General features: G+C 36.0%; 23 protein-coding genes. 5 read left to right on the forward strand and 18 right to left on the reverse strand.

Annotated elements, in window-relative coordinates; all coding sequences use genetic code 11:
• Positions 1-114: 114 nt before the first annotated feature.
• Positions 115-315: a hypothetical protein gene (locus tag AN959_RS01905; RefSeq protein WP_053590398.1), complete on the forward strand. Its 201-nt coding sequence runs from the start codon at positions 115-117 to the stop codon at positions 313-315.
• A gap of 59 nt (positions 316-374) precedes the next feature.
• Here AN959_RS01905 and AN959_RS01910 read toward each other — a convergent pair whose 3' ends face one another.
• From AN959_RS01910 to AN959_RS01925, 4 genes are all read right to left on the reverse strand, one after another.
• A complete protein-coding gene (locus AN959_RS01910; protein ID WP_056827824.1) occupies positions 375-1,874 on the reverse strand; it encodes a class I adenylate-forming enzyme family protein in 1,500 nt (499 codons plus the stop codon).
• A 217-nt stretch (positions 1,875-2,091) separates the two neighbouring features.
• A complete protein-coding gene (locus tag AN959_RS01915) occupies positions 2,092-3,786 on the reverse strand; it encodes a choice-of-anchor I family protein (RefSeq protein ID WP_056827826.1) in 1,695 nt (564 codons plus the stop codon).
• 226 nt (positions 3,787-4,012) lie between these two features.
• Positions 4,013-4,600 carry a TetR/AcrR family transcriptional regulator gene (locus tag AN959_RS01920; protein ID WP_056827828.1) on the reverse strand — a complete coding sequence of 196 codons (588 nt, stop codon included), beginning with the start codon at positions 4,598-4,600 and terminating at the stop codon, positions 4,013-4,015.
• Between the two features lie 240 nt (positions 4,601-4,840).
• Entirely contained in the window at positions 4,841-6,598 is a 1,758-nt protein-coding gene (locus AN959_RS01925) for a mechanosensitive ion channel (RefSeq protein ID WP_056827830.1), read from the reverse strand.
• A 133-nt stretch (positions 6,599-6,731) separates the two neighbouring features.
• Between AN959_RS01925 and AN959_RS01930 the strand changes: the two genes are divergently transcribed.
• Positions 6,732-7,037, forward strand: coding sequence for a DUF3243 domain-containing protein (locus AN959_RS01930; protein WP_056827832.1), 306 nt, complete (start codon positions 6,732-6,734; stop codon positions 7,035-7,037).
• Positions 7,038-7,077: 40 nt separating this feature from the next.
• Here the strand turns inward: AN959_RS01930 and AN959_RS01935 are convergent, their stop codons facing one another.
• The 3 genes from AN959_RS01935 to AN959_RS01945 form a co-directional block, all read right to left on the reverse strand.
• Complete coding sequence (locus AN959_RS01935) at positions 7,078-7,890, reverse strand: STAS domain-containing protein (protein WP_216598625.1); 813 nt, start codon at positions 7,888-7,890, stop codon at positions 7,078-7,080.
• Between the two features lie 26 nt (positions 7,891-7,916).
• Complete coding sequence (gene ytxJ, locus AN959_RS01940; RefSeq protein WP_056827836.1) at positions 7,917-8,249, reverse strand: bacillithiol system redox-active protein YtxJ; 333 nt, start codon at positions 8,247-8,249, stop codon at positions 7,917-7,919.
• A gap of 111 nt (positions 8,250-8,360) precedes the next feature.
• Complete coding sequence (locus AN959_RS01945; protein ID WP_156350708.1) at positions 8,361-8,549, reverse strand: hypothetical protein; 189 nt, start codon at positions 8,547-8,549, stop codon at positions 8,361-8,363.
• 83 nt (positions 8,550-8,632) lie between these two features.
• On the opposite strand from AN959_RS01945, the gene AN959_RS01950 reads away from it, so the two are divergent.
• Positions 8,633-9,130: a YusW family protein gene (locus tag AN959_RS01950; protein ID WP_056827840.1), complete on the forward strand. Its 498-nt coding sequence runs from the start codon at positions 8,633-8,635 to the stop codon at positions 9,128-9,130.
• 141 nt (positions 9,131-9,271) lie between these two features.
• Here the strand turns inward: AN959_RS01950 and AN959_RS01955 are convergent, their stop codons facing one another.
• The gene (locus tag AN959_RS01955; RefSeq protein ID WP_056827842.1) at positions 9,272-9,766 is read right to left on the reverse strand and encodes a divergent PAP2 family protein; all 495 of its coding nucleotides are present in this window, start codon (positions 9,764-9,766) and stop codon (positions 9,272-9,274) included.
• A gap of 95 nt (positions 9,767-9,861) precedes the next feature.
• Positions 9,862-10,521 carry a diphthine--ammonia ligase gene (locus AN959_RS01960; RefSeq protein ID WP_056827844.1) on the reverse strand — a complete coding sequence of 220 codons (660 nt, stop codon included), beginning with the start codon at positions 10,519-10,521 and terminating at the stop codon, positions 9,862-9,864.
• 141 nt (positions 10,522-10,662) lie between these two features.
• On the opposite strand from AN959_RS01960, the gene AN959_RS01965 reads away from it, so the two are divergent.
• On the forward strand, positions 10,663-10,998 hold the full coding sequence (locus AN959_RS01965; RefSeq protein WP_082460721.1) for a DUF5658 family protein: 336 nt from the start codon (positions 10,663-10,665) through the stop codon (positions 10,996-10,998).
• A gap of 57 nt (positions 10,999-11,055) precedes the next feature.
• Here AN959_RS01965 and AN959_RS01970 read toward each other — a convergent pair whose 3' ends face one another.
• From AN959_RS01970 to AN959_RS02000, 7 genes are all read right to left on the reverse strand, one after another.
• Entirely contained in the window at positions 11,056-12,051 is a 996-nt protein-coding gene (locus AN959_RS01970; RefSeq protein ID WP_056827846.1) for a M23 family metallopeptidase, read from the reverse strand.
• 155 nt (positions 12,052-12,206) lie between these two features.
• Complete coding sequence (locus tag AN959_RS01975) at positions 12,207-12,908, reverse strand: gamma-glutamyl-gamma-aminobutyrate hydrolase family protein (RefSeq protein WP_056827848.1); 702 nt, start codon at positions 12,906-12,908, stop codon at positions 12,207-12,209.
• 103 nt (positions 12,909-13,011) lie between these two features.
• Entirely contained in the window at positions 13,012-13,470 is a 459-nt protein-coding gene (locus tag AN959_RS01980) for a nucleoside deaminase (protein ID WP_056827850.1), read from the reverse strand.
• 222 nt (positions 13,471-13,692) lie between these two features.
• Positions 13,693-14,148, reverse strand: a complete 456-nt coding sequence (locus tag AN959_RS01985; RefSeq protein ID WP_053590412.1) for a TlpA disulfide reductase family protein — start codon at positions 14,146-14,148, stop codon at positions 13,693-13,695.
• Between the two features lie 122 nt (positions 14,149-14,270).
• Positions 14,271-14,813, reverse strand: a complete 543-nt coding sequence (locus AN959_RS01990) for a peroxiredoxin (protein WP_053590413.1) — start codon at positions 14,811-14,813, stop codon at positions 14,271-14,273.
• A gap of 234 nt (positions 14,814-15,047) precedes the next feature.
• Positions 15,048-16,760: a GMC family oxidoreductase gene (locus AN959_RS01995; RefSeq protein WP_056827852.1), complete on the reverse strand. Its 1,713-nt coding sequence runs from the start codon at positions 16,758-16,760 to the stop codon at positions 15,048-15,050.
• A 21-nt stretch (positions 16,761-16,781) separates the two neighbouring features.
• A complete protein-coding gene (locus AN959_RS02000; RefSeq protein WP_053590415.1) occupies positions 16,782-17,522 on the reverse strand; it encodes a gluconate 2-dehydrogenase subunit 3 family protein in 741 nt (246 codons plus the stop codon).
• 265 nt (positions 17,523-17,787) lie between these two features.
• Here AN959_RS02000 and AN959_RS02005 point away from each other — a divergent pair, with 265 nt between their 5' ends.
• Positions 17,788-18,597, forward strand: a complete 810-nt coding sequence (locus tag AN959_RS02005; protein ID WP_056827854.1) for an alpha/beta fold hydrolase — start codon at positions 17,788-17,790, stop codon at positions 18,595-18,597.
• A gap of 95 nt (positions 18,598-18,692) precedes the next feature.
• Here AN959_RS02005 and AN959_RS21845 read toward each other — a convergent pair whose 3' ends face one another.
• Both AN959_RS21845 and AN959_RS02010 read right to left on the reverse strand, forming a co-directional pair.
• Positions 18,693-18,827 carry a hypothetical protein gene (locus AN959_RS21845; protein ID WP_256363911.1) on the reverse strand — a complete coding sequence of 45 codons (135 nt, stop codon included), beginning with the start codon at positions 18,825-18,827 and terminating at the stop codon, positions 18,693-18,695.
• Positions 18,824-20,056 (reverse strand): helix-turn-helix transcriptional regulator, encoded by a 1,233-nt coding sequence (locus tag AN959_RS02010; RefSeq protein WP_056827856.1) that lies wholly within the window; start codon positions 20,054-20,056, stop codon positions 18,824-18,826. Before AN959_RS02010 ends, AN959_RS21845 begins: the two co-directional genes overlap by 4 nt.
• Between the last annotated feature and the right edge of the window lie 26 nt (positions 20,057-20,082).

A 20,082-nucleotide genomic window follows, 5' to 3' on the forward strand; every position in this document is an offset into this window, starting at 1 on the left:
TGAATAGTAACAACATCGTTAAATTATTATTTTTTAGGTAATATTAATTAAAAAGGAATCATTGATAATGGTTCAAATTACATGATATACTTCTTTTGTAAAGGGGTGGAAATATTGAGAGAAATAAGTGGACTTAAAAAGTACAAATTCTATCTTGTTTTTCAAGGTGGAAAAGAGTTAGCTTTTGAAACAAATACAGATATTAGAACTGCAAAAAGAGAATTTGTTAACGGGAATATTTTTGTTACTACTGAAAATAAATACACAATCAATATTTCCCAGTTAAAAAGCTTAAAAGTTAAAATTCTGCAATAAAAATAAAGAAAAAGCATTTCATTCATAAAGGAATGAAATGCTTTTTTATTTTCTCGTAACTATCCTTCACTTCTCAATGCATTTTTTAGGACTTTTCCGCTTGCATTTCTAGGAAGACTATCGATTATAACTACTTCTGCAGGTAATTTAAATTTTGCCAGTAGTTTTGAACTAAAAGATAAAACATCTTCTTCCGTTAATGTTTGACCTTGTTTTATTACAACGAAAGCTTTTGGTACCTCACCATAAATCTTATGGGGCACCCCCACTACTGCTGCTTCAAGAACTTCGGGAATTTGATATAACACTTCTTCTACTTCTACAGGATATACATTTTCCCCTCCTCGAATGATCATGTCTTTTTTACGATCTACTATATAAAGTAACCCATCCTCATCAAATCTACCTAAGTCTCCACTATATAACCATCCATTTTGTATCGCTTGTCTGGTTTCCTCTTCATTTTTTAAATATCCCTTCATAACTTGTGGACCCTTTACTACAATTTCCCCAACTTGGCCGACAGGGAGCTGTTCGCCAAATTCATTCACTACTTGCACCTCTGTCTGAGGTAATGCCTCTCCAACTGAGCCAACCTTATCTAAAGCAAAATGGTCTTTCAAGGTGGTAGCAGCGGGAGAGTTTTCTGTTTGCCCATAAAGGTTTTGCACCTTGACATTAGGATAGAACGATTTCACTTTTCGAACGAGCTCATACGGCATTGGGGCAGCTCCATATGTAAAGAGTCGTAGATGAGGAAGCTCTAATTCAGACATTTTAGGTGTATTCAATAAAATCATATACATCGCCGGTACCCCAAAGAAAATAGTTATTTCTTCTTTCTCCATTGTATGGAGTGCTTTCTCAGGTGAGAAAGCTTCTTCAATGACAATAGTCCCGCCTGCATAAATGACAGGAATACAGAAAACATGACTAGCTGCACAATGAAATAAAGGAGTAACAATTTGAACACGATCACTGTCCTTATACCCTACCGCTTCGCCCCAAATCTCTGCTGCCGCTTTTACATTAGCAGCTGTCAACATAACCCCTTTTGGTTTTCCGGTTGTTCCTGACGTATAAAAAATAACTGTCGTATCCTCTGGATGAATAGGCGTATCATTAAATGGAATGGTTTCATTCATTAAAACAGCTTGTAAACTATCATCTTCTCCAACTCTTAAATAATCTTCAAATTGTTCAAACGTATCTTTAATTTCCTCTAAAACAGAATTGAAAGAAACATCATATATAAGTACCCTTGCTTCGGAATGTTTAAAAATATAATCCACCTCTGGAGCGGTTAGCTTCGTATTCACTGGCAATACTGTAAATCCCCCAAGCTGACATGCATAGTAACAAGTTAAAAAGTAATCGGAGTTATTCAAATAAACAGCTATAATGTCCTCTTTTTTATATCCCTTTTCTTGAAAATACCCTGCTAAACGCTTAGCCTGTTCAAAAAACTTTGCATATGTCGTTTCTCTTCCTTCAAACTTCGTAATTACTTTTTCAGGCTGATTTAAAGCATGTAGTGCCAACTTTTCAGAAACAAACATCTCCCAAACCCCTTTGTCGTGTAATGTGAAACGCGTAATAATTATCTGAAAATTAAATCATTTAAAACTATTATACTTCCAACAATGTAAAAATAAAAGTATGGAGATCGAGCCTTTGTTGCAGGAGTACTACAGGTGCCTGGCACCCGTAATACTCCTGCAACATAAAAAAGCCCCAAATATTTTAGTTATTTTGGGGCCGTTTTTTCTATTCTATTTACTTTTCGTTCTTTTTATCTTTCTTCTCTTTTAATAGAAGTTTTTTATTTAGCACATCTGCTTTTAACTCATATACTGCCACGGTGCCCGATACTTCATGGGTAGCAGCAAGAAGTGCGTTTCCTGTTGGACTTTTTTCTGCGGATATAAAACGAAGTCCCTCAGGTGAAACATCCCCTTTAATATCTTCACTGTAATCTCTGCTTGAAATCAGACGAACAAATTCTGGTTCAAACGGATTGGATAAGTCATACACCATGATACCACTCACACGCTCCAAAGCAATAAAGGCATATTTCGTCCCATTCACTTCACCACTTACTACAGTTTCCGGTTCTGGCCCTTTTGCAGAGCTTCGTTTATCGTATGCAATTTCTTCATTATCTGTATTAAATACTTCCGGCATAGCTTTTGCTGTTATTTTTTCAAATTCATTTCCACTATCATATACAAGTTCCATCGATTCAGCGTCGAAAATAGAGAAACTCCTTCCACCAAATGAATATAATGCCTCGTATGTTCCATCAGCTGCTAATCCATTTTCCATCGTGACTTTTGTTTTTTTCATGTCATTTAAAAGCCCATCTTCTACCATTTTATCTAACTCTTCTTGCGTAAATCCAGCATAATTTTCAGCTCTTATTTTTATCTTATCTGCGATGTCACCAATTTCAGCTTCCTCGGAGTATGCCTCATAGTCTCTTGCATCTCCTTCATTCGGCGTTAATATATATGTTTTTCCTCCTGAAGTAAAAGTATCAATCGCATCAGGCATATATAAACCTAGTAGTGGCAGTCGCTCAATGACTGTTTTTCCATCACGCTTACCATCAAGTTCATTTTCAGTAGCAGAATGATCCTTCACCCCAAGTCCCTTCACGTGAAGAATTTTTCCTTCTACTAAATCTACAGTTGCAATTGCATTATTCTCTTGCATCGAAATATAAGCAAGTTTACTTTCTTCAGATACCGTCACATATTCCGGCTCTAACTGTTGCATAGTCGTTCCTTTTGAACTAACTCGCACCTTGTCATCTAGTTGTACACCTTGGAAAGATAACGTATTTGCCTTAAATTTATCTGCTGTCATCGTAACATCTATTATGGAAACCGTTCCTTCTGGATCCACTTTATAATCTGTACTTGGCTCTCCTTCATTCGCAACAATCGCTTTCGATCCATCAGGTGTGAAAGTCACCATGTCAGGTAAAGAACCAACTTGCACTTTATTTAAATATTTACCATCCTTGGTAATAAAAACGATGTACCCTGGATCGGTTTTCGGATTAGCCACAGCCGAAATCGCAACTAAATCTTTCGTAGGATGTGCTGCAATGCTTGTAATATCATCTACATTCTTAATTCCAAAATCTTTTAAAAGAATACGCTTCTCTAATTTTAACTCTGTATACTTTTCTGACTTGAGTGATTTAAAAGAAAGAATATCAATGCCTGATTTTGCACCATTCGTTACGAAAGCCTTTTTCGAGGATTCATCATAAGCTAAGATTTCCGTACCACCAATTCCAGATTCACTATCATATTGACCAATCTGGGAAATCTTTAAATTATCCGCTCGATACTCAAAATAAGGACTTTGATCTTTCGCTAATACATTATAAGACTGACTTCCTGCCAATAAAATACTTGCTGCCGTAACTCCAGTAATTAACTTTGTTTTAAAGTTCAACATTCATTCCCCCTAAATAATTTTTCTTTTAGAGATTCATTGTAACCACCTACTATTAATCTAGCGTTAATAAATTGTGTTATTTCTGTATGCAAAACAATTTCTGGTGCCAGGCACCCGTAATATACCTGTAATACTCCATAACAAAAAGTCTTGAACTTGGTAAGCACATGAAAAAACGCACTTTCATCATAGGATCTCTATGACAATAGTGCGTTCTTATTAGCTATTATTTTTGAATGCCAGAAAAATATATATCTACTAGAACTTTTGCAAGATCATCTGGGGTACTACGACCAGTTAATATCTCATGGAGAGTTAACCTTTCAATAGATCCTACAAGGCTCTCTGCTACTATGTTCATCGGATAATTTTGAGAAAAATATCCTAGTTTCTTTTCTGCTTCCAAATTTCCCGTCACATGTTTGACCATATTCATTTTCAACTCCCTGGCTGACTCAGCTTCATAAAAACCAATTTGGGTCAACATAGGATTTTCGGAGAAAAAGGTAAGCATATTGATTAAACCGGACTGTATTTCTTTTTTTAATGAACTATCTTCTATGTTTTCCTCTAAGAGGCTTTCGGATGTTAAAATTCTAAGCTGTTTTTGAAAGGATTCTATAATTTCCTGAAAAATAGCTTCTTTACTTTTAAAATACAAATAAAAAGTAGGCTGAGTGACTTTTGCTTCTTTTACAATTTCACTTATTTTCGTATCATGGTAACCATACTCAGCAAACTGCTCAATTGCTATATCAAGGAGTAAGCGTTTAGTAACTGCCCCATCAGAATCTACTTTTCGACCTCTTGCCATACAAAAAACACCTCGACTTACATCTCTTTTTCACATACTCATCTTTTAAGTATATAAGACTCTAACAAAATCGTAAATTCTTTTACTACAATAATTTACGAAGATCGAATTAGTTTTGAATTGTTAAGATATTGTTACTGGTGCCAGGCACCAGTAACAAATTTTCAATAATTCCTCACTCCCAGATAAATTGAAGAAAAGCTCTGGCATTTTATTGACCAGAGCTTTTTCATTTTTGCTTTATTTATTTGTATCAGGTCGATCATTTGTTGGAGGAAGATCGTCATAAGGATACAAATCATCGGTAGATGGAATGTTATACCCCGTATCTCCAGGCTCCACTCCGTTGTTGTTTGAATTTCCAATCCCGCTATCATTTACTGGATTAACTTCATCTACATGTGGTCTTGTTCCTTTTAGACTCTTTTCAGCCTGTGTACGTCCTTTGAAATTCTCTTTGAATGATTCTTTCATTGTTTCTTTTTGTACTTTATAATTTTCCTTCGTTACTTCCGCGTTTTCTAAACTTCTTTCCATTTTACTTAAGTATCGAGCAGCATGCTCTCGTCCGCCGAGGCCAAAAGCTAGACCAAAAGCCAACGCCACGCCACCTAATATTAAGATAAACGCTGAGTTAATAATAGAAGCAGCAATTCCTAATTGATCTAAAGCCATGAAGAATGCAAATGCTAAGATAGCATATTTTGCAACATAGCGTAAGAAATGCGGTGTTCCTGATGCATGTTTCATTAAACTTCCAACAAGTTTTTCAACTAGGTTCGCTAACCAAAATCCTACCGCTAAAATTATTATTGCAGCGATAACGGATGGCAAATAAGCGAAAATACCAGTAGCTAAAACAACCATAAAGTCTAGCTCTAATAACTGAAGTGCTTCCACAACAAACAATAAGATTATCACTACTTGAACGACTGTTCCAAGCAATGCTGCAAATGAAGGAGCAGCTCCCGAAGTCGAATTGAATCCCATTTTACCAAAGATTGAATTTACGCCAAGTTTTTCAAGCAATGAAACGACAATATCCTTCACCCATCTTGCGGCTACAATACCAACTAAAATTAGCAATATTGCAATCGCAATCTTAGGAAGCATTGCCATAATGTCGTTTAACATAGCAACTGCCGGTTCTGAAATTCCGTCTATATCTAAAATATCCAATGCAGAAATAGTAACAGGAATCATAATTAAAACAAATGCAATAATTCCTACAACTTTTGAAACGCTCGTCCCTTCAAAGAATGATGAAAGCTTCAGCTTATGAGCTAAACGATCGGCACCTGCGGATTGTAAAAACTTCTCTATTAAATTACTAACAAGTTTCGCAACAAACCAACCAATCGCAAAAATGATAGCAGCAGATATTAACTTAGGAATAAAGTGAAAGAAACTAGCAACCATTCCTTCAAAAGGTCCGCTCAATCCATCTATTCCAAGAGCACTTAATACAGCAGGAATAAATAGCAAGAAAATTAGATAGTATGCAACATTAGCTGCCGTATCTGTCCATTTTGCTTGGTCTTCCTCTTTCGCTTTTACTCCCGTCTTTTCAACATACTTATTTAAATTAAGCTTGTTGCCAGCAGCTTTAATAACTTTTTTCACAACTGTTGCTAACACCCAAGCAAATAATAAAATCAATCCAGCTTTCAAAATATTCAAGAAAGCTCCTGTTAAACCTGAATACATCGAAACAAATGGTGTCGCAATAGAATTCAAGTTCAAAATATTAAAGAATAAAACAAATGCTAACAATAAAACGATAATAAAAACTACTTTACTTATTACCTTTTCAACTGTCCACTTGGATTTTGTATTACCGAGTTTTTCATTGACATGAAACTTTCGCAATACTTTATATGTCACATTTTCTAAAAATTTTGCTATAAAAAAACCAATTAGTAATACCAATAAAGCTAATAAAAGCTCAGGTAAAAATGAAAGAGTACTTCTCCAATAAAAATCATCGTCAAATCTCATATAACCTGTCATCTCCTTTTTTATACATCATTCATAATTCATCACAATATTTAGCTACCCTTGTAAATTATTGTTTAAACTTCGGAAAAAAAGGCTAAACACGATGTAATAAATAAAAGGGAGTGTAAACAAGATGGATAATATTCAAGGAAAAGTACAGGAAGAAATGAATAACGTTAACCCTGAAAAGAAAGAAGAAATCTTATCAAGTTTTTCAACCTTTAAATCTTATTTAGGAGACAAAGTGGCAAAAGGAGAAAGCCTTGGTCTTAGTGAAGAACAATTAGCAAAGACAGCCGAAATGGTTGCGAATTACTTAGCCAACAATGAAGAACCAAGAAATAGAGAAGAGAATCTATTAAAAGAATTATGGAAATCTGGAAATCAAGAACAACAACACGGACTAGCTCATATGCTAGTGAATATGGTAAAACAATAATAAAAAATCCAGTCCCTCCTAAAAAGAGAGACTGGATTTTTTATTGTCCATTTTTGATACTATCAATTGCATGTTTCACGCTACCGTATGTATGAAAGGAAGTAAAGTCTATACCTCCATGGACAACAGCCATTGATATTTGAGGACGCATTCCAGTTAACATTAAATTAATTCCAAGTAAATCTAGTACGTTATGAATAACAAAAATATTCTGAGCAACTTCCTTATCAATTGTAAGAATTCCTGAAAAATCGATAATTAAATGCTCGACGTCTAAACTTGGAATGGTAGGCACAACATGATTTAATAAATGCTGTACCCTCGGGTAATCCAACACTCCAATTAAAGGTAATACGGCAATTCCTTTTTGAATTGGAACAATAGGTGCGGACAGTTTATTTATTTCTTTTTGTCGCTCATGCATTAAATCATCTCGGTATGTCTCATAAGCTAAAAGAGTTTCGGTTAGACTAACATCCATTAAATAACAAATCCGATTATTGATCATCGCCACTTCTTTAGTTGCCAATCCATGATCAATGGATATTTGAGTAATATAGTCTAAATACAATAAACGATTTTTAGCATAAGGCTTAATAAGTGTTGAAAAACGACCAAAAGCAGCTGCTTGTTGTTCTCCTGAGTTTTTACTCCACTTAATTAACTCCTCAGCTGCCTTTTCATCCGACTCTTTAAAAGATTTTGCTAATAACACTAAAAACTCAACATTTTGTTGTATAGACTGTTCCAGCAGCTCATCTGATATTTCAAATTCGACATTTTTAAGCGCCATATCCGTAATCTCACGAATAATCTTCTCCGCATTATCAATTAAGTATTGTTCTACCTTCAATATGGCTTCCATACTCCTACACTTCCCTAAATAGTTTCCACTGCTTTTGTTAATTCTTTGCTAGTAATTTTGCGATGAGAAGCATGCCAAACCGCTTTCCCATCCCGAATCAAAAATGCTTGAGGAGATTCATGACGAATACCTAAATCACTTTCAATTCCATTCGACACTTCTCTACTTTCAATCACTTTTACTAAATACGTATCAATCGGTGAATCAAAAGAATTGAACTCTCCATATGCAAATGCACTTATTGGACAAGTCGTGCTATGCTTAAAAAGCAGAAATGGCTTTTCATTGGAATTCTGCAAAAGCTCCTCCCATTCATTTACCGAAACAACCTCTTTATAAGTCGACATCAAACTCATCCTCCTAAAAAAATTATAATATATTCCCCACTATATATCCTATTATAACGCATTAAGACAAAAACACTCATACAAATCTTACTTACTAAAATTCTACATCGGTTATTTCAAACTTATATTTCCACAAGATTTCCTGCTTATTTTCAAGGTTTGTTTCTTCTTTTTTTCTTCTTTTTTTCTTCTTTTTTTCTTCTTTTTTTCTTCTTTTTTTCTTCTTTTTTTCTTCTTTTGTTTTTCTTTGTTTCTGGTGCCAGGCACCCGTAACACTTTTGTAACATTGGCTTTTGTCATGATCATACTGTTTATATTCAATTAATATTGGATATTTATTAGTAAGGGCTTTTAAAGTTCTGAGAGGAGAGTTTATTTATCAGATGAAGAAATACTCTTTAACAACAACGACATTTTTGACGGCGACACTTTTACTTGGAGCTTGTGGAACGAACAATAATGAGGAAAGAGTGGAAGAAAAAACACCTAATGGTACAGTATCCAACCCGCAACAAGATGAAACTGTAAATCAATTACAGACCGATGAGAATTCTCAAAAAGAAATAAGCTTTCAATATTTTAATTTAAATATAGGCACGACTGAAAACGAAAATATCATACATGCAGAAGTTGATATAAAAGATTCGAAAGCAGATGCCATATATAAAAATATACTTGCTTCTACAGATTTAAAAGGTGATGCTGCTTATGCATTGTTAGAGCCTATTTTTGTAGAGTTGGAGCTAACAAAAGACATGAGAGAGGAAGAAGTAATCAATCGCGTCACAGAACAATTTGGAATAAACGAATTCACCAATTTTGAATTAGAAATTGAATTTAAAGATGGAGACAATAAAAAGTACTCAAAATCAGTAGAATAACAAAAAAAACAAAAAGAGCATGAATCCGTATAGTTAGAATCATGCTCTTTCTTTGTGACAAAGTGGTTACTGGTGCCAGGCACCCGTAATAATACTGAAACAAAAAAACCTCACAAGCCTATAGACTTATGAGGTCCTTACTTATCGACGTATTCCTTTTCGCTCATCACGTTCATTTTCAAGTTTTGCACAAAGTAAACCATAAGCTGTTCCTAACAGAGCACCGGCTGCAACTTCCACAGGTTGATGCCCGAGAAGTTCATTCAATTCCTCTTCCCGTTGAATGTATTCGAAACTTGGAAAGTTCCCCGATAAAGTTGCTATATTATCTTCCAAATCATTTACCAACTGTGCAATTTCTCCGGTATGTCTTCTTATACCTTGTGCATCGTACATTACGATAACACCGAACACAACTGCAAGAGCAGTTTCCGTATGGCGTGTTCCTTTATTCGCAGCAACATAAGCAGCTAGTGCGGATACCCCTGCAGAGTGAGAACTTGGCATTCCACCGGTCGTTAATGCTTGCTTCAAATCCCATTTACCAGTTAGTTTTTTGTGTGTTAATATTTTTAATCCTTGCGCAATTCCTATCGCGGATAACGCAGTTATTATTCCTTTATTCATTTTCGTCATGAGCTACCTCCAACATAGATCGTGATAATATGTATTTTCTTCATTACGATACCCTATTAAGTAAAAAATAATCGAAAAATAGACAAAAAAAGTTTTTATCCTTTCAATATTACCGGTGAAAATACATAATCCCCTTTTTCTACTGGATTACCTATTTCAATCGGAACCCTCTCTGAAAAAATCGGACCATCCACAACGATTGTATGAAACTCTCCATTTTCTCCACACGAATCAAAACCGGCAGCTTCCAACTCTTTCACAATTTCTTTAGTAAAGCGTGATCCGACGTAGTTTGCAGGCATCATCTTTGTATTTACTACCACAATATAAGCCTCGAAGTTAGCATCCAACAATTCTTTCACAATCGATTTACGTTGCTCCTGCCATAAAGGATGTACAGCAACTATATCTGATTTTGCACATGTTTTCTGCACCCATTCCAAATGCCCTTCTAAATCAATGTCACCGAATACTCCATGTGTAATTCCTTCGGATCGACATTCATTCATTGCCTCGATAAAGCGTTCCTCATACGAATTCCAACTTGCCCCTTTTATTAAGAAAGGCACACCTAGACGATTTGCTTGGGCTTGTACCACCTCATAAGGTAGCGCATGCGATTTAGAAATCTCTCCATCCTCTTCAAACATCGTTAGTATCTTTTTCGGAACCATCCCGCTTTTTAATGCCCGATAAAAAGCCATCGCAGAATCCTTCCCACCACTCCAAGAAGAAACAAACGAAACATTTTTCATGTTAATCTCCACCCTTTGAATAAATAAGATTTCAACTTCTGAATAAAAACCCAACCAATAACGTATAATTCAACACCAATTTCCGCATAATAAAACTGTAAAATCACTTGGCTAAATATGGAAGGAAGAATATAAAAAACTATGAATCAAAAGAATATGTATTATACAAACAATACACTAATCACAGCGTCCATCTATTTATTAGTATTAGCCATACTTGATTCCATTTTCACCGACTACGGCATTAGAAACAAACATATATCAGAAGCAAATCCACTAATGAAACTCTTATACGATACTAGTATTGTTGGTATTGTTGGATTTTATTTCATAAAAATTTCTCTTCCTCTTCTATTAATATACATTATGACTAAAGTGCAACCCAAAAGATATATCCAACTTTTATTAGTCGTAGCTCTTCTCATCTATAGTGGTGTCTTATTCCAACATTTTTTCTGGATATCAATGCTTGTCTAAATATTACAGAGTTGTTACTGGTGCCAGGCACCAGTAACAACTCTGTAACAGTAATTACTATCTTTTCTTCGCTTTTCGTTCTTCTTGTTCCCAGCGTTTCAATGAAGGGAAAGGATCATACGCCCATTCAATTCGGCCGTTGAACTTGTAAATACCATAGTGTAAATGGGGTGGAAATTTTCCAGAGGTCCATTTTTTCCCGTATCCGGTACTTCCAACGTATCCAATTATAGTGCCGGGTTCAAGGATATCGCCTTCCTTAATCCCTTTATTATAATTTGCTAAATGGGCATAATAATGATAGTTGTTGTGCATATCACGAATACCAATTCTCCACCCACCATAATCATTCCAGCCCATCGTTTCCACCATTCCATACGTTGTTGATTTAACTGGAACGCCATGAGATGCAAACAGGTCGGTACCTTCATGCATTCTTCGGCCACCCCAACCTCGCCTATCCCCCCATGTACTTCGATAGCTATAATTATATTGAAGCGCCAAAGGGAAGGCATTTTTATCTAAATTGATTGTTTCAAACTCTTCATAAATTTTTGCAATTGTAAGAATTTGTCTAACGGTTTCATCCTTATGGTAATAATCCTTCAATGCTCGTTTAAAATCTTTTTCCGAAGGTCCGTATTCGCTTAAGTGCTCAGACATTGTGTACATCACATCATCATCATTTTTTCGATCCGCATACCCGTCTTTATTGCCATCCGCCCCGTTTCCTTCAAATAAAACAATAGAGGTCATGTCAATATCGTCTTTTTGAGGATTGAGTATACCTGTCCAATAATTATCCGAAAACTGAATAGCCACAATGCCATCTCGTTCAGGAATATCGTTCCTAACTTGTTGAATGTTTCGTTCATATTGATCGACTGCTGCTAAATAGTACCATGGCAACGTTAAACTCGAGTACTTTATATAGTAATCCATGCGCATTTCTAATATTTGCTCTCGTGTCGGCTCTTCAGCAGCCATAGCAACGGAGGAATTAAGAAAGAAAAATGCACATAAGGAGCTCATGAGAGTAATCAAACGCCACATTTGCAAAAAAACCTCCTTTTTTAATACTCCATCTAGCTTCCCCAATTTGAAAACATTCATGACTAAAAAATATTACCTTTCCTACAATTAAATAATTATTAACTTCGCGAGCATAATAAAAACGACTGCTCCAAAACAGTCGTTTCCCTCGAGAGTTATTTAACACATGCTTCTATAAATGCTCTAAAAATAGAAGCGGATGTCATGTCATTTTTCAATAATAAACATTCAGGATGCCATTGGACCCCAAGGACAAACTGGTGACTTTTACTTTCAAATGCTTCTATAATCCCATCACTTGAAACAGCACTAACCTCAAATCCAGTTGGGACCATGCGGTTTGCCTGATGATGGAAGCTATTTACTTTAAACTCTTCCGATTGTGTAATTTCATGTAATAAGGAATTCTTCGTCACTTGCACATAATGAGAAGCATGCCAACGAGGTGCTTTTTGATCATGCTGCAAAAGCTTACTCTCCGTTTGCGAATAAATATCTTGATACATATCTCCACCAACTGCAATATTTAAAATTTGAGCACCACGGCAAATCCCAAATATCGGCTTATCTAGAGCAAGCATTTTTTCAATAATAGCTATTTCAAAAGCATCTCTTTCCGGAGTAATACTTCCAAGACCTTCAAAAGGCTCTTCCCCAAACAAAGTCGGGTCAATATCTCCTCCTCCCGTCAAAAGTAAACCATCCAACTTTTCAACAATGGAATCAATCCCGTCACCGATTAGATTCGGTAAAACAAACGGAACCCCACCAAAAGCAACAACCGCTTCAATATTGTCCATAGAAACAGTAATAGCTTCCTCTTTCAAACTAGAAGAAACACCAATAATCGGTTTCACAAAAATCCCCCTATGCCATTTTTCTCTCATTCACTTAACCCATCGCCCGTTATATGACAGTAGTATTTCTGGTGCCAGGCACCCGTAATAATATTGTCATAAATCATTTATCCGTTTGTTTCTTCCATAATGTCATTGGATTTCTAAATTCTTCTGGAAGTGTCATATGTTCCATTACAAAAGTGCGTTCTTTTTCTGTTTTCTGCAAATCCTCATAAATGATTGCTGATTTACCAAGCCCCACAGCTTTAGCCTCTTCTAGTGTTGCACAATAATATGCTTTATCTAAGCCTGCAAAGTTCATTGCTGCAAAACACATAGGACAAGGCATACCACTTGCATACATTGTAAAACCAGACAAATCATTTGTTTGTAACTGCTCTTGGGCACGGCGAATTGCAAGTAGCTCTGCGTGTCCGCTCACATCATGATTGATATGTAATTCATTTACACCTTCGCTTATTATTTCTCCATCTTTCACAAGCACGGCTCCAAATGGCTGTCCACCGTTTTCCACGTTCTCAACCGCAAGCTCCACTGCTCTCTTCATAAACTGATCCATCCGATTGTCTCCCCCCTTTTGAAGCAATTTTAGCACAATTCAAGGCGCATACGGTAGTTAATAAAAAATGGCGATATAACCCCAATATATGGAGTTTCTATACTAATAATGAAGACCATTTACATGTCAAATCCTAGAAATTCGGTATCCAAAGGCCATAATAAAAAGCCAAGAACTAAACGAATTCTAAAAGATCCGCCGTTCTTGGCTTAATAATTTATATTATTCTGCGTTACGCATTTCGTCTAATACACGATTTACACGTTTTTCTAACATTTTCATGCCGCTTCCGCCTGCTTGAAAATGACGAAGTTGTCCATCTTTGTCGAAGACATAATAAGCTGGTACGTATTGATTTTCAAACGTGTCTGTAAGCTTCATTTCGCTATCAACAAAAATAGGTTGTGTAATATTGTGTTCTGCTGCTACTTTTTTAATTTCATCCAAATCCACGTCTTTTTCAGAACGAGGCATGTGTACAGCAACAACATTTAGTTCGTCTTTATATTGATCACGAAATTCGTTTACATTCGGCATTGCTTCCTTACATAATCCACAACTAATTGACCAAAAGTGAACCAAAGTTGGCTTTTCACCGACTAATTCGCTAGTGGAGACTTCTCCATTTAACCATGTAGTAGCACCTGTAAGTTCAGGCATTGGTGTACGTAATTTCATTTACAGTTCCTCCGTTACATAATTAGTCAAATTCTCCTTGGGGCATTTCTTGCAAAATACAAAATCTGTGACACCCACCGGAGGCTTTAATCTTTATCAGTAATTACAACTACTTAATAAGATTAAAGTGTTTTTTGACCTGGACGCCAGTTTGCTGGGCAAAGACCGCCAGTTTGAAGAGCTTGTAATACACGAAGTGTTTCATCTACGTCACGGCCAATGTTGTTGTGGTTTACTACTTGATATTGAAGTTCACCTTCTGGGTTGATGATGAATAGACCACGAAGTGCTACTCCTTCTTCTTCAATTAGTACGCCATATTCACGAGCAACTTGATGGTTGGGATCTGCTGCAAGTGGATATTTTAAATCACCTAAACCGTTGTCTTCACGAGCTGTGTTGATCCAAGCTAAATGCGTGTGAATTGTATCTGTTGAAACTCCGATAACTTCTGCATCTAAATCTTGGAATTCATCGTAACGATCTGACATTGCTGTAATTTCAGTCGGACAAACAAAAGTAAAGTCCATTGGATAAAAGAATAATACTGTCCATTTATCTTCTTTCATAATCTCTTCTAAGTTTACTTTTCCAAAAGATTTGTCCGCCATTACTGCATCCATTGTAAATTTTGGTGCTTGTTTACCTACCATACGTTCTGCCATGTAAATCCCTCCAAAGTGTTATTTATATAAATTTACTCACGCATTAAAGGATAGCAAAATATCCCTTCCAAATCAATTTTTCGCACTCACAATTTGTCGAAACAAATATTTTTTTGTCTTCTATGTGACTATTTATAAAGAGGAAAAATGTTATTCCAACAGTATTTCCTGGGGAATAACATTTTAATTTGTCAAAAATGAAGTTATTAAAAACTATTTAAAAATCGAAATTAATTAAACAAGTGAACCACCATTTTTACTATAATTCACAATTCCTTCCGCACTTCTATAAGCAAGTGCAGCTACTGTTCCTGTAGGATTATAACCACCATTATGAGGAAAGTTTCCTGCCCCGACTACGAATAAATTCTCTGCGTCCCAATGTTGTAGATACGAATTCACTACACTATCCTCTGGGCTACTTCCCATAATTGTTCCACCAGTATTATGAGTAGTTTGGTAACCTACAATATCGTAGTCCGTAATTGGCTTTTTAATATCTACCGTTTTAGCACCCATTTCCTTCATAATATTGGAGCATACCTCAGATAAATGTTTATGCAGAGCACGATCTTGATCCGTAAAATTATAGGTCATTTGAAGAAGCGGTACGCCATAAGCATCCTTATAAGTACTATCCAATGAAAGGTAATTCTCTTTATGAGGCATGGATGCACCTTGTCCCCCAATTCCTAATGTACGTGTGTAATTATAGATAGAATTCTTTTTAAATTCTGCTCCCCATGTAGGTGTATCAACTTGTATCGGGTTTGTTTCAATCGGTCTATATCCCGTCTGTGTGATGGAAATACTTCCGCCATGTATAAAGTCTAAATCACTATGGTCAAAGTTGTCCCCGTTGAAATCATCGATCGTCATACCAAGTGCCCCTGCACCCATGAAAACATTCATTTGTTCTTCAAAATAACCAGTTGCTCCAGGAAGTATTTGGTAGCAATAGTTTTTCCCAAGTGTTCCTCTTCCTGTATCAGGATTATATTGTTCCCCTATATTAGAAACCATCAGAAGTTTCGCGTTATTCATAACATAACTAGCCAACACAACTACTTCTGCTTCTTGAATAAATTCTTCCCCAGATAGAGTATCAATATATTTAACACCAGTTACTTTATTTCCATTTTTCATAACTTCCACTACATTTGCATGAAATCTCTCTTCAAAATTACCAGTTTTTCTAGCAGTCGGAATAACCGTTATTTCAGGTGACGTCTTAGCGCCATATTCACATCCGAATCTTTCACAGAAACCACAATATTGACATGCATTAATAACTTCGCCATCAGGATTAGTATAAGCTTCAGACAAATTTGCAGATGGTAACATAAAAGGAGTATAACCGAGTTTTTTAGTTGCCCCTTCAAACTTTTTCAATATAGGTGTTTTCTTCATAGGTGGAGTTGGGAACTGCTGAGCTCTTTTCCCCCAGAAAGGATTTGTATCTTCTCCAGAAATTCCAGCTGTTTGTTCATATTTATAAAAATACGGCTCTAAATCGTCATAGGTAACTCCCCAATCTTGCAGGAGATAATCTTTAGACAATTTATTTGGACCATATTTTTGATCTGTCATTGTTTTAATTTGGAAATCATAAGGATAAAATCTCCATGTATGGCCATTCCAGTGCGTTCCAGAACCTCCTAGTCCTTCACCAAGTAAAAAAGAACTTAATTGACGCATTGGCAATGCAGGCATTTTTCGGTTATTCCGAATGGTGATAGTTTCTTTGGATAAGTCTTGCATCAATTCATAGCGAAGGGCATATCGATATTCATCATGAATTCTCAGGTAGTCTTCAGTCCCTCGTGATCTGCCTCTCTCTAAACCAATAACTTTTAATCCGGCTTTAGCACATTCAGCAGCAATGATACCACCAGTCCATCCTAAGCCAACTACAATTACATCTACTTTTGGTAACGTTTTAGCCATAAATAGTACCCCTCTTCTCTCCTACATTTCGCCAAGTGACATTGGCTCAATTTTTTGGAATTTATCACTTTCAATTAATTGAATATAAGCCATCTGATGACCAGGGAATTGTTTCATTCTCCAACCATCCATGTTATTATTTCCACCGTACATAGGATCTGCATAAGCACCTTCCAAGGTAGCAGATCTTAGCAAACGAAAGAAAAATGCTGAAGTTGTTCCAGCCATAGGGATTTCATCATTTTGAAAAGCAGTTAAAATTTCATCCATTTGCTCGCCTTCTAAACTAGAAAACCCATTTTCAAATCTTTTATTCGCCTCAGCTTCTAACAATGTAATTCCTTGCCTAAAAATTGCACCTCGTGTTAAACGACTTTGATACCCTTGCGTAGCCGCTCCCACTGCAAATGGACCGTGCATATATTCCCTCGAATTACTTCCATACTGCCCTGCTAATTGATTGTCAATAAAATAAGGTACACCTAACTCAATTGCCCCTGGTCCTAAATCATCTTTAGGAAAAATACGCTCCGTCGCATTAGACAGCACCTGGAAATCACGAGTATTTTGAAAGAATTGCATTCCTCGCGGTGTTGCCATTACATGATTTTCCTTGCCTGCATTGGAAACATCCTGGTCATTCTTATCCATATTAAAGCCAACTAATCCACCAATGAGCCCCCCACCGATTAAAGCCCCAGTAGCAACTCCTGTCGTTTTTAAAAAGTCTCTTCTTGTAATGTTTTTCTTTCCTTCTGACATACTCATAGTCTCCTTAAAAATAATGATTTGGAATTTTTCTTCTATACCAAAGCATTGACAATTCTAACCAAACTCAATCATCCAAGCTAAATTTTTCTTATCTTTTTCTTATCTTTTTCTTTCTACGCGTAAGAATGAATTGTTATAGGGTTGTTACTGGTGCCAGGCACCAGTAACAACCCTGTAACAAACAGTAGAAAAAACTCGAATATCTCCTTCAAAATTCCCATAGAATAGTAAATCTGCTGTGTTTGGGAGGAATCTAATGGGGTATTACGTGAGAGTAGAAAAAGGTGTGAATGTTTTTGTGGAGGATGTTAACCCGACAGGAAGAAAAACAATTGTGTTCATCCACGGCTGGCCCGCAAATCATCAAATGTTTGAATATCAGTTCAATCAGCTTCCAGCTATGGGGTATAGGTGCATTGGAATCGACTTGAGGGGGTTCGGTAAATCGAGCAAACCATGGGAAAGTTATTCGTACGATCGTATGGCGAATGATATTCGGATAGTTATTGATACCCTGGACCTCGAGGATATTTCATTAGCGGGGCATTCGATGGGAGGTGCCATTTCGATACGATATATGGCTCTTCACGGTGGACATAAAGTGGCAAAGCTTGCACTGATTGGAGCTGCTGCACCTGTTTTTACAAGACGCTCCGATTTCCCGTATGGAATAACTGTTGAAGAAGTAAATAAATTAATAGAAGAAACTTACGAAGATAGACCAAAAATGTTAAGTGATTTTGGAGATACCTTTTTCGCCCGTTATTTGACAAAAGACTTTATCAACTGGTTCCATGGACTTGGTTTAATGGCATCTGGAAATGCAACCGCAAAATGTTTAGTTTCTCTACGAGATGAAGACCTACGTAATGATTTGCCTTTAATACAAGTTCCCACCGCTATTTTGCATGGTAAACAAGATAAAATATGCCCTTATGTTTTAGGAGAATTATTGCATCAAAGTATTAGCAATTCCGTTTTGATTCCTTTTGAATATAGTGGTCACGGATTGTTTTATTGCGAGGTTGAGAAGTTTAATCAGGAGTTAAAGCGGTTTATTGGATAAAGTCTACATAACAAAATATTTTCTACTTATTCTGATATGATAAAAAGCATCCCAAAACAATTTAAATGTTTTGAGATGCTTTGTTAAAACTATGCTTACATCGGTGGTGGAATCGTTAATGTAGCCTTTCCATTTGTTTCATAATCTGAGGCAAGGTTCACACTATTATAATTTGCATTAACAAAAAAGGTAACTGACAACATCAAAATAAACAAAATTAATTTTTTCATCCATTTTCCCCTTTATCAATATATTGAACTGCCTTTTCAAATTTCCCTTCTCTTTTGTAATAATTCGCCAGTATAGAAGAGTAATGTTCTTTTGCTCCTATTAACACTGCAAGTTTTGAAGTGGATGGCAATATTTTATTTTCCAGAAGGTCCATTGCTTTTACTTCTTGATCACTTAGTAATAGTAAATAAAATGTTGCGAATAAACGAAAATGTACAACTCTCATTTGCGTCGCTTCCGCTTTTAACAATTCAAAGCTATCTTTGCTATCCTCCCACAGTCCTAATTTATATTCCGTATAAGCCAAATTATATAAACTTAACAGATAGAAATCAGTATCCTTTGACATAAGTGATACGCTTTTTTTAAAATATGCAAGGGCTATAGAGTGATTTGCCATGCTATCATGAAGATCGCCTATATTGTTGTATATATGTGGTAACAATTCAATCTGATTGAACATTTCTGCATTTCTAAGTAGATGACTATATATTTCAAGTGCCTCATCATAAAGTTCCGCACGAGAGTAATTAATTGCTAGCATCATCATTACATGTAGAATCCTTTTTAAATTGTATTCTTCATAATAAGACTCCAAAGACTTTTTTCCATAAAAAATTGCTTGACTATGCTGATGTAAATGACCCTTTACTAAGCCTAAATGGTAGTAAAACTCACCTTCTAAATGGCTAATTCGATTATCCGCCTGCACTAAGCGAGTTAACAGTTCATCTCCTTCTTCGTATCTCCCTCTTAAGACTAAAAATAGCGCCTTAAAATAAGTAAATAAATACTCTTCATGTTGGGAAAAATTCTGCTTTTGTGCCTGCAACCACTTTGACTGTTCTGCTGCCTTATTAAAATCACGAATAAACACATAGTATCTTAATCTATACAGTTCATACACATAAGCGTAGTCAGTAAATACTATAATATCCACATAGTTTTCTAATTGATTAAATGCTTCTGTAATTTTGTCTTTCTCATAAAACTGAATATGATCTAAAAACTCTTTAAGCAAATGTCGAATATTCTGCTCGCTTTTTTCCACATCCTGCAAGTTAATCTCCAAGCGTTCTAGCAACAATCGTAGCGTTTCTTTGTTTGCATCCTTCGCATTATTCTCTATTTTACTGAGATGAGGAATTGAACAAATCCCCATCGCTAGCTCCCTCTGCGTTATTCCCTTTTTCGTTCGGTGATACTTAATCAATGAGCCAATTTGCACAATCTCAACTCCTAAACTTTCAGTCT

Source organism: Psychrobacillus sp. FJAT-21963 (assembly GCF_001420585.1).
GTDB lineage: Bacteria > Bacillota > Bacilli > Bacillales_A > Planococcaceae > Psychrobacillus.

Coding starts and splice junctions, on each gene's coding strand:
- AN959_RS02000 (WP_053590415.1), bottom strand. CDS start 17,522: ATGTCAGAAGGAAAGAAAAACATTACAAGAAGAGACTTTTTAAAAACG.
- AN959_RS01910 (WP_056827824.1), bottom strand. CDS start 1,874: ATGTTTGTTTCTGAAAAGTTGGCACTACATGCTTTAAATCAGCCTGAA.
- AN959_RS01985 (WP_053590412.1), bottom strand. CDS start 14,148: ATGAAATTACGTACACCAATGCCTGAACTTACAGGTGCTACTACATGG.
- AN959_RS01930 (WP_056827832.1), top strand. CDS start 6,732: ATGGATAATATTCAAGGAAAAGTACAGGAAGAAATGAATAACGTTAAC.
- AN959_RS01990 (WP_053590413.1), bottom strand. CDS start 14,813: ATGGCAGAACGTATGGTAGGTAAACAAGCACCAAAATTTACAATGGAT.
- AN959_RS02005 (WP_056827854.1), top strand. CDS start 17,788: ATGGGGTATTACGTGAGAGTAGAAAAAGGTGTGAATGTTTTTGTGGAG.
- AN959_RS01970 (WP_056827846.1), bottom strand. CDS start 12,051: ATGTGGCGTTTGATTACTCTCATGAGCTCCTTATGTGCATTTTTCTTT.
- AN959_RS01920 (WP_056827828.1), bottom strand. CDS start 4,600: ATGGCAAGAGGTCGAAAAGTAGATTCTGATGGGGCAGTTACTAAACGC.
- AN959_RS21845 (WP_256363911.1), bottom strand. CDS start 18,827: ATGAAAAAATTAATTTTGTTTATTTTGATGTTGTCAGTTACCTTTTTT.
- AN959_RS01950 (WP_056827840.1), top strand. CDS start 8,633: ATGAAGAAATACTCTTTAACAACAACGACATTTTTGACGGCGACACTT.
- AN959_RS01945 (WP_156350708.1), bottom strand. CDS start 8,549: ATGACAAAAGCCAATGTTACAAAAGTGTTACGGGTGCCTGGCACCAGA.
- AN959_RS01960 (WP_056827844.1), bottom strand. CDS start 10,521: ATGAAAAATGTTTCGTTTGTTTCTTCTTGGAGTGGTGGGAAGGATTCT.
- ytxJ (WP_056827836.1), bottom strand. CDS start 8,249: ATGTCGACTTATAAAGAGGTTGTTTCGGTAAATGAATGGGAGGAGCTT.
- AN959_RS01980 (WP_056827850.1), bottom strand. CDS start 13,470: ATGGATCAGTTTATGAAGAGAGCAGTGGAGCTTGCGGTTGAGAACGTG.
- AN959_RS01925 (WP_056827830.1), bottom strand. CDS start 6,598: ATGAGATTTGACGATGATTTTTATTGGAGAAGTACTCTTTCATTTTTA.
- AN959_RS01965 (WP_082460721.1), top strand. CDS start 10,663: ATGAATCAAAAGAATATGTATTATACAAACAATACACTAATCACAGCG.
- AN959_RS01955 (WP_056827842.1), bottom strand. CDS start 9,766: ATGACGAAAATGAATAAAGGAATAATAACTGCGTTATCCGCGATAGGA.
- AN959_RS01915 (WP_056827826.1), bottom strand. CDS start 3,786: ATGTTGAACTTTAAAACAAAGTTAATTACTGGAGTTACGGCAGCAAGT.
- AN959_RS01995 (WP_056827852.1), bottom strand. CDS start 16,760: ATGGCTAAAACGTTACCAAAAGTAGATGTAATTGTAGTTGGCTTAGGA.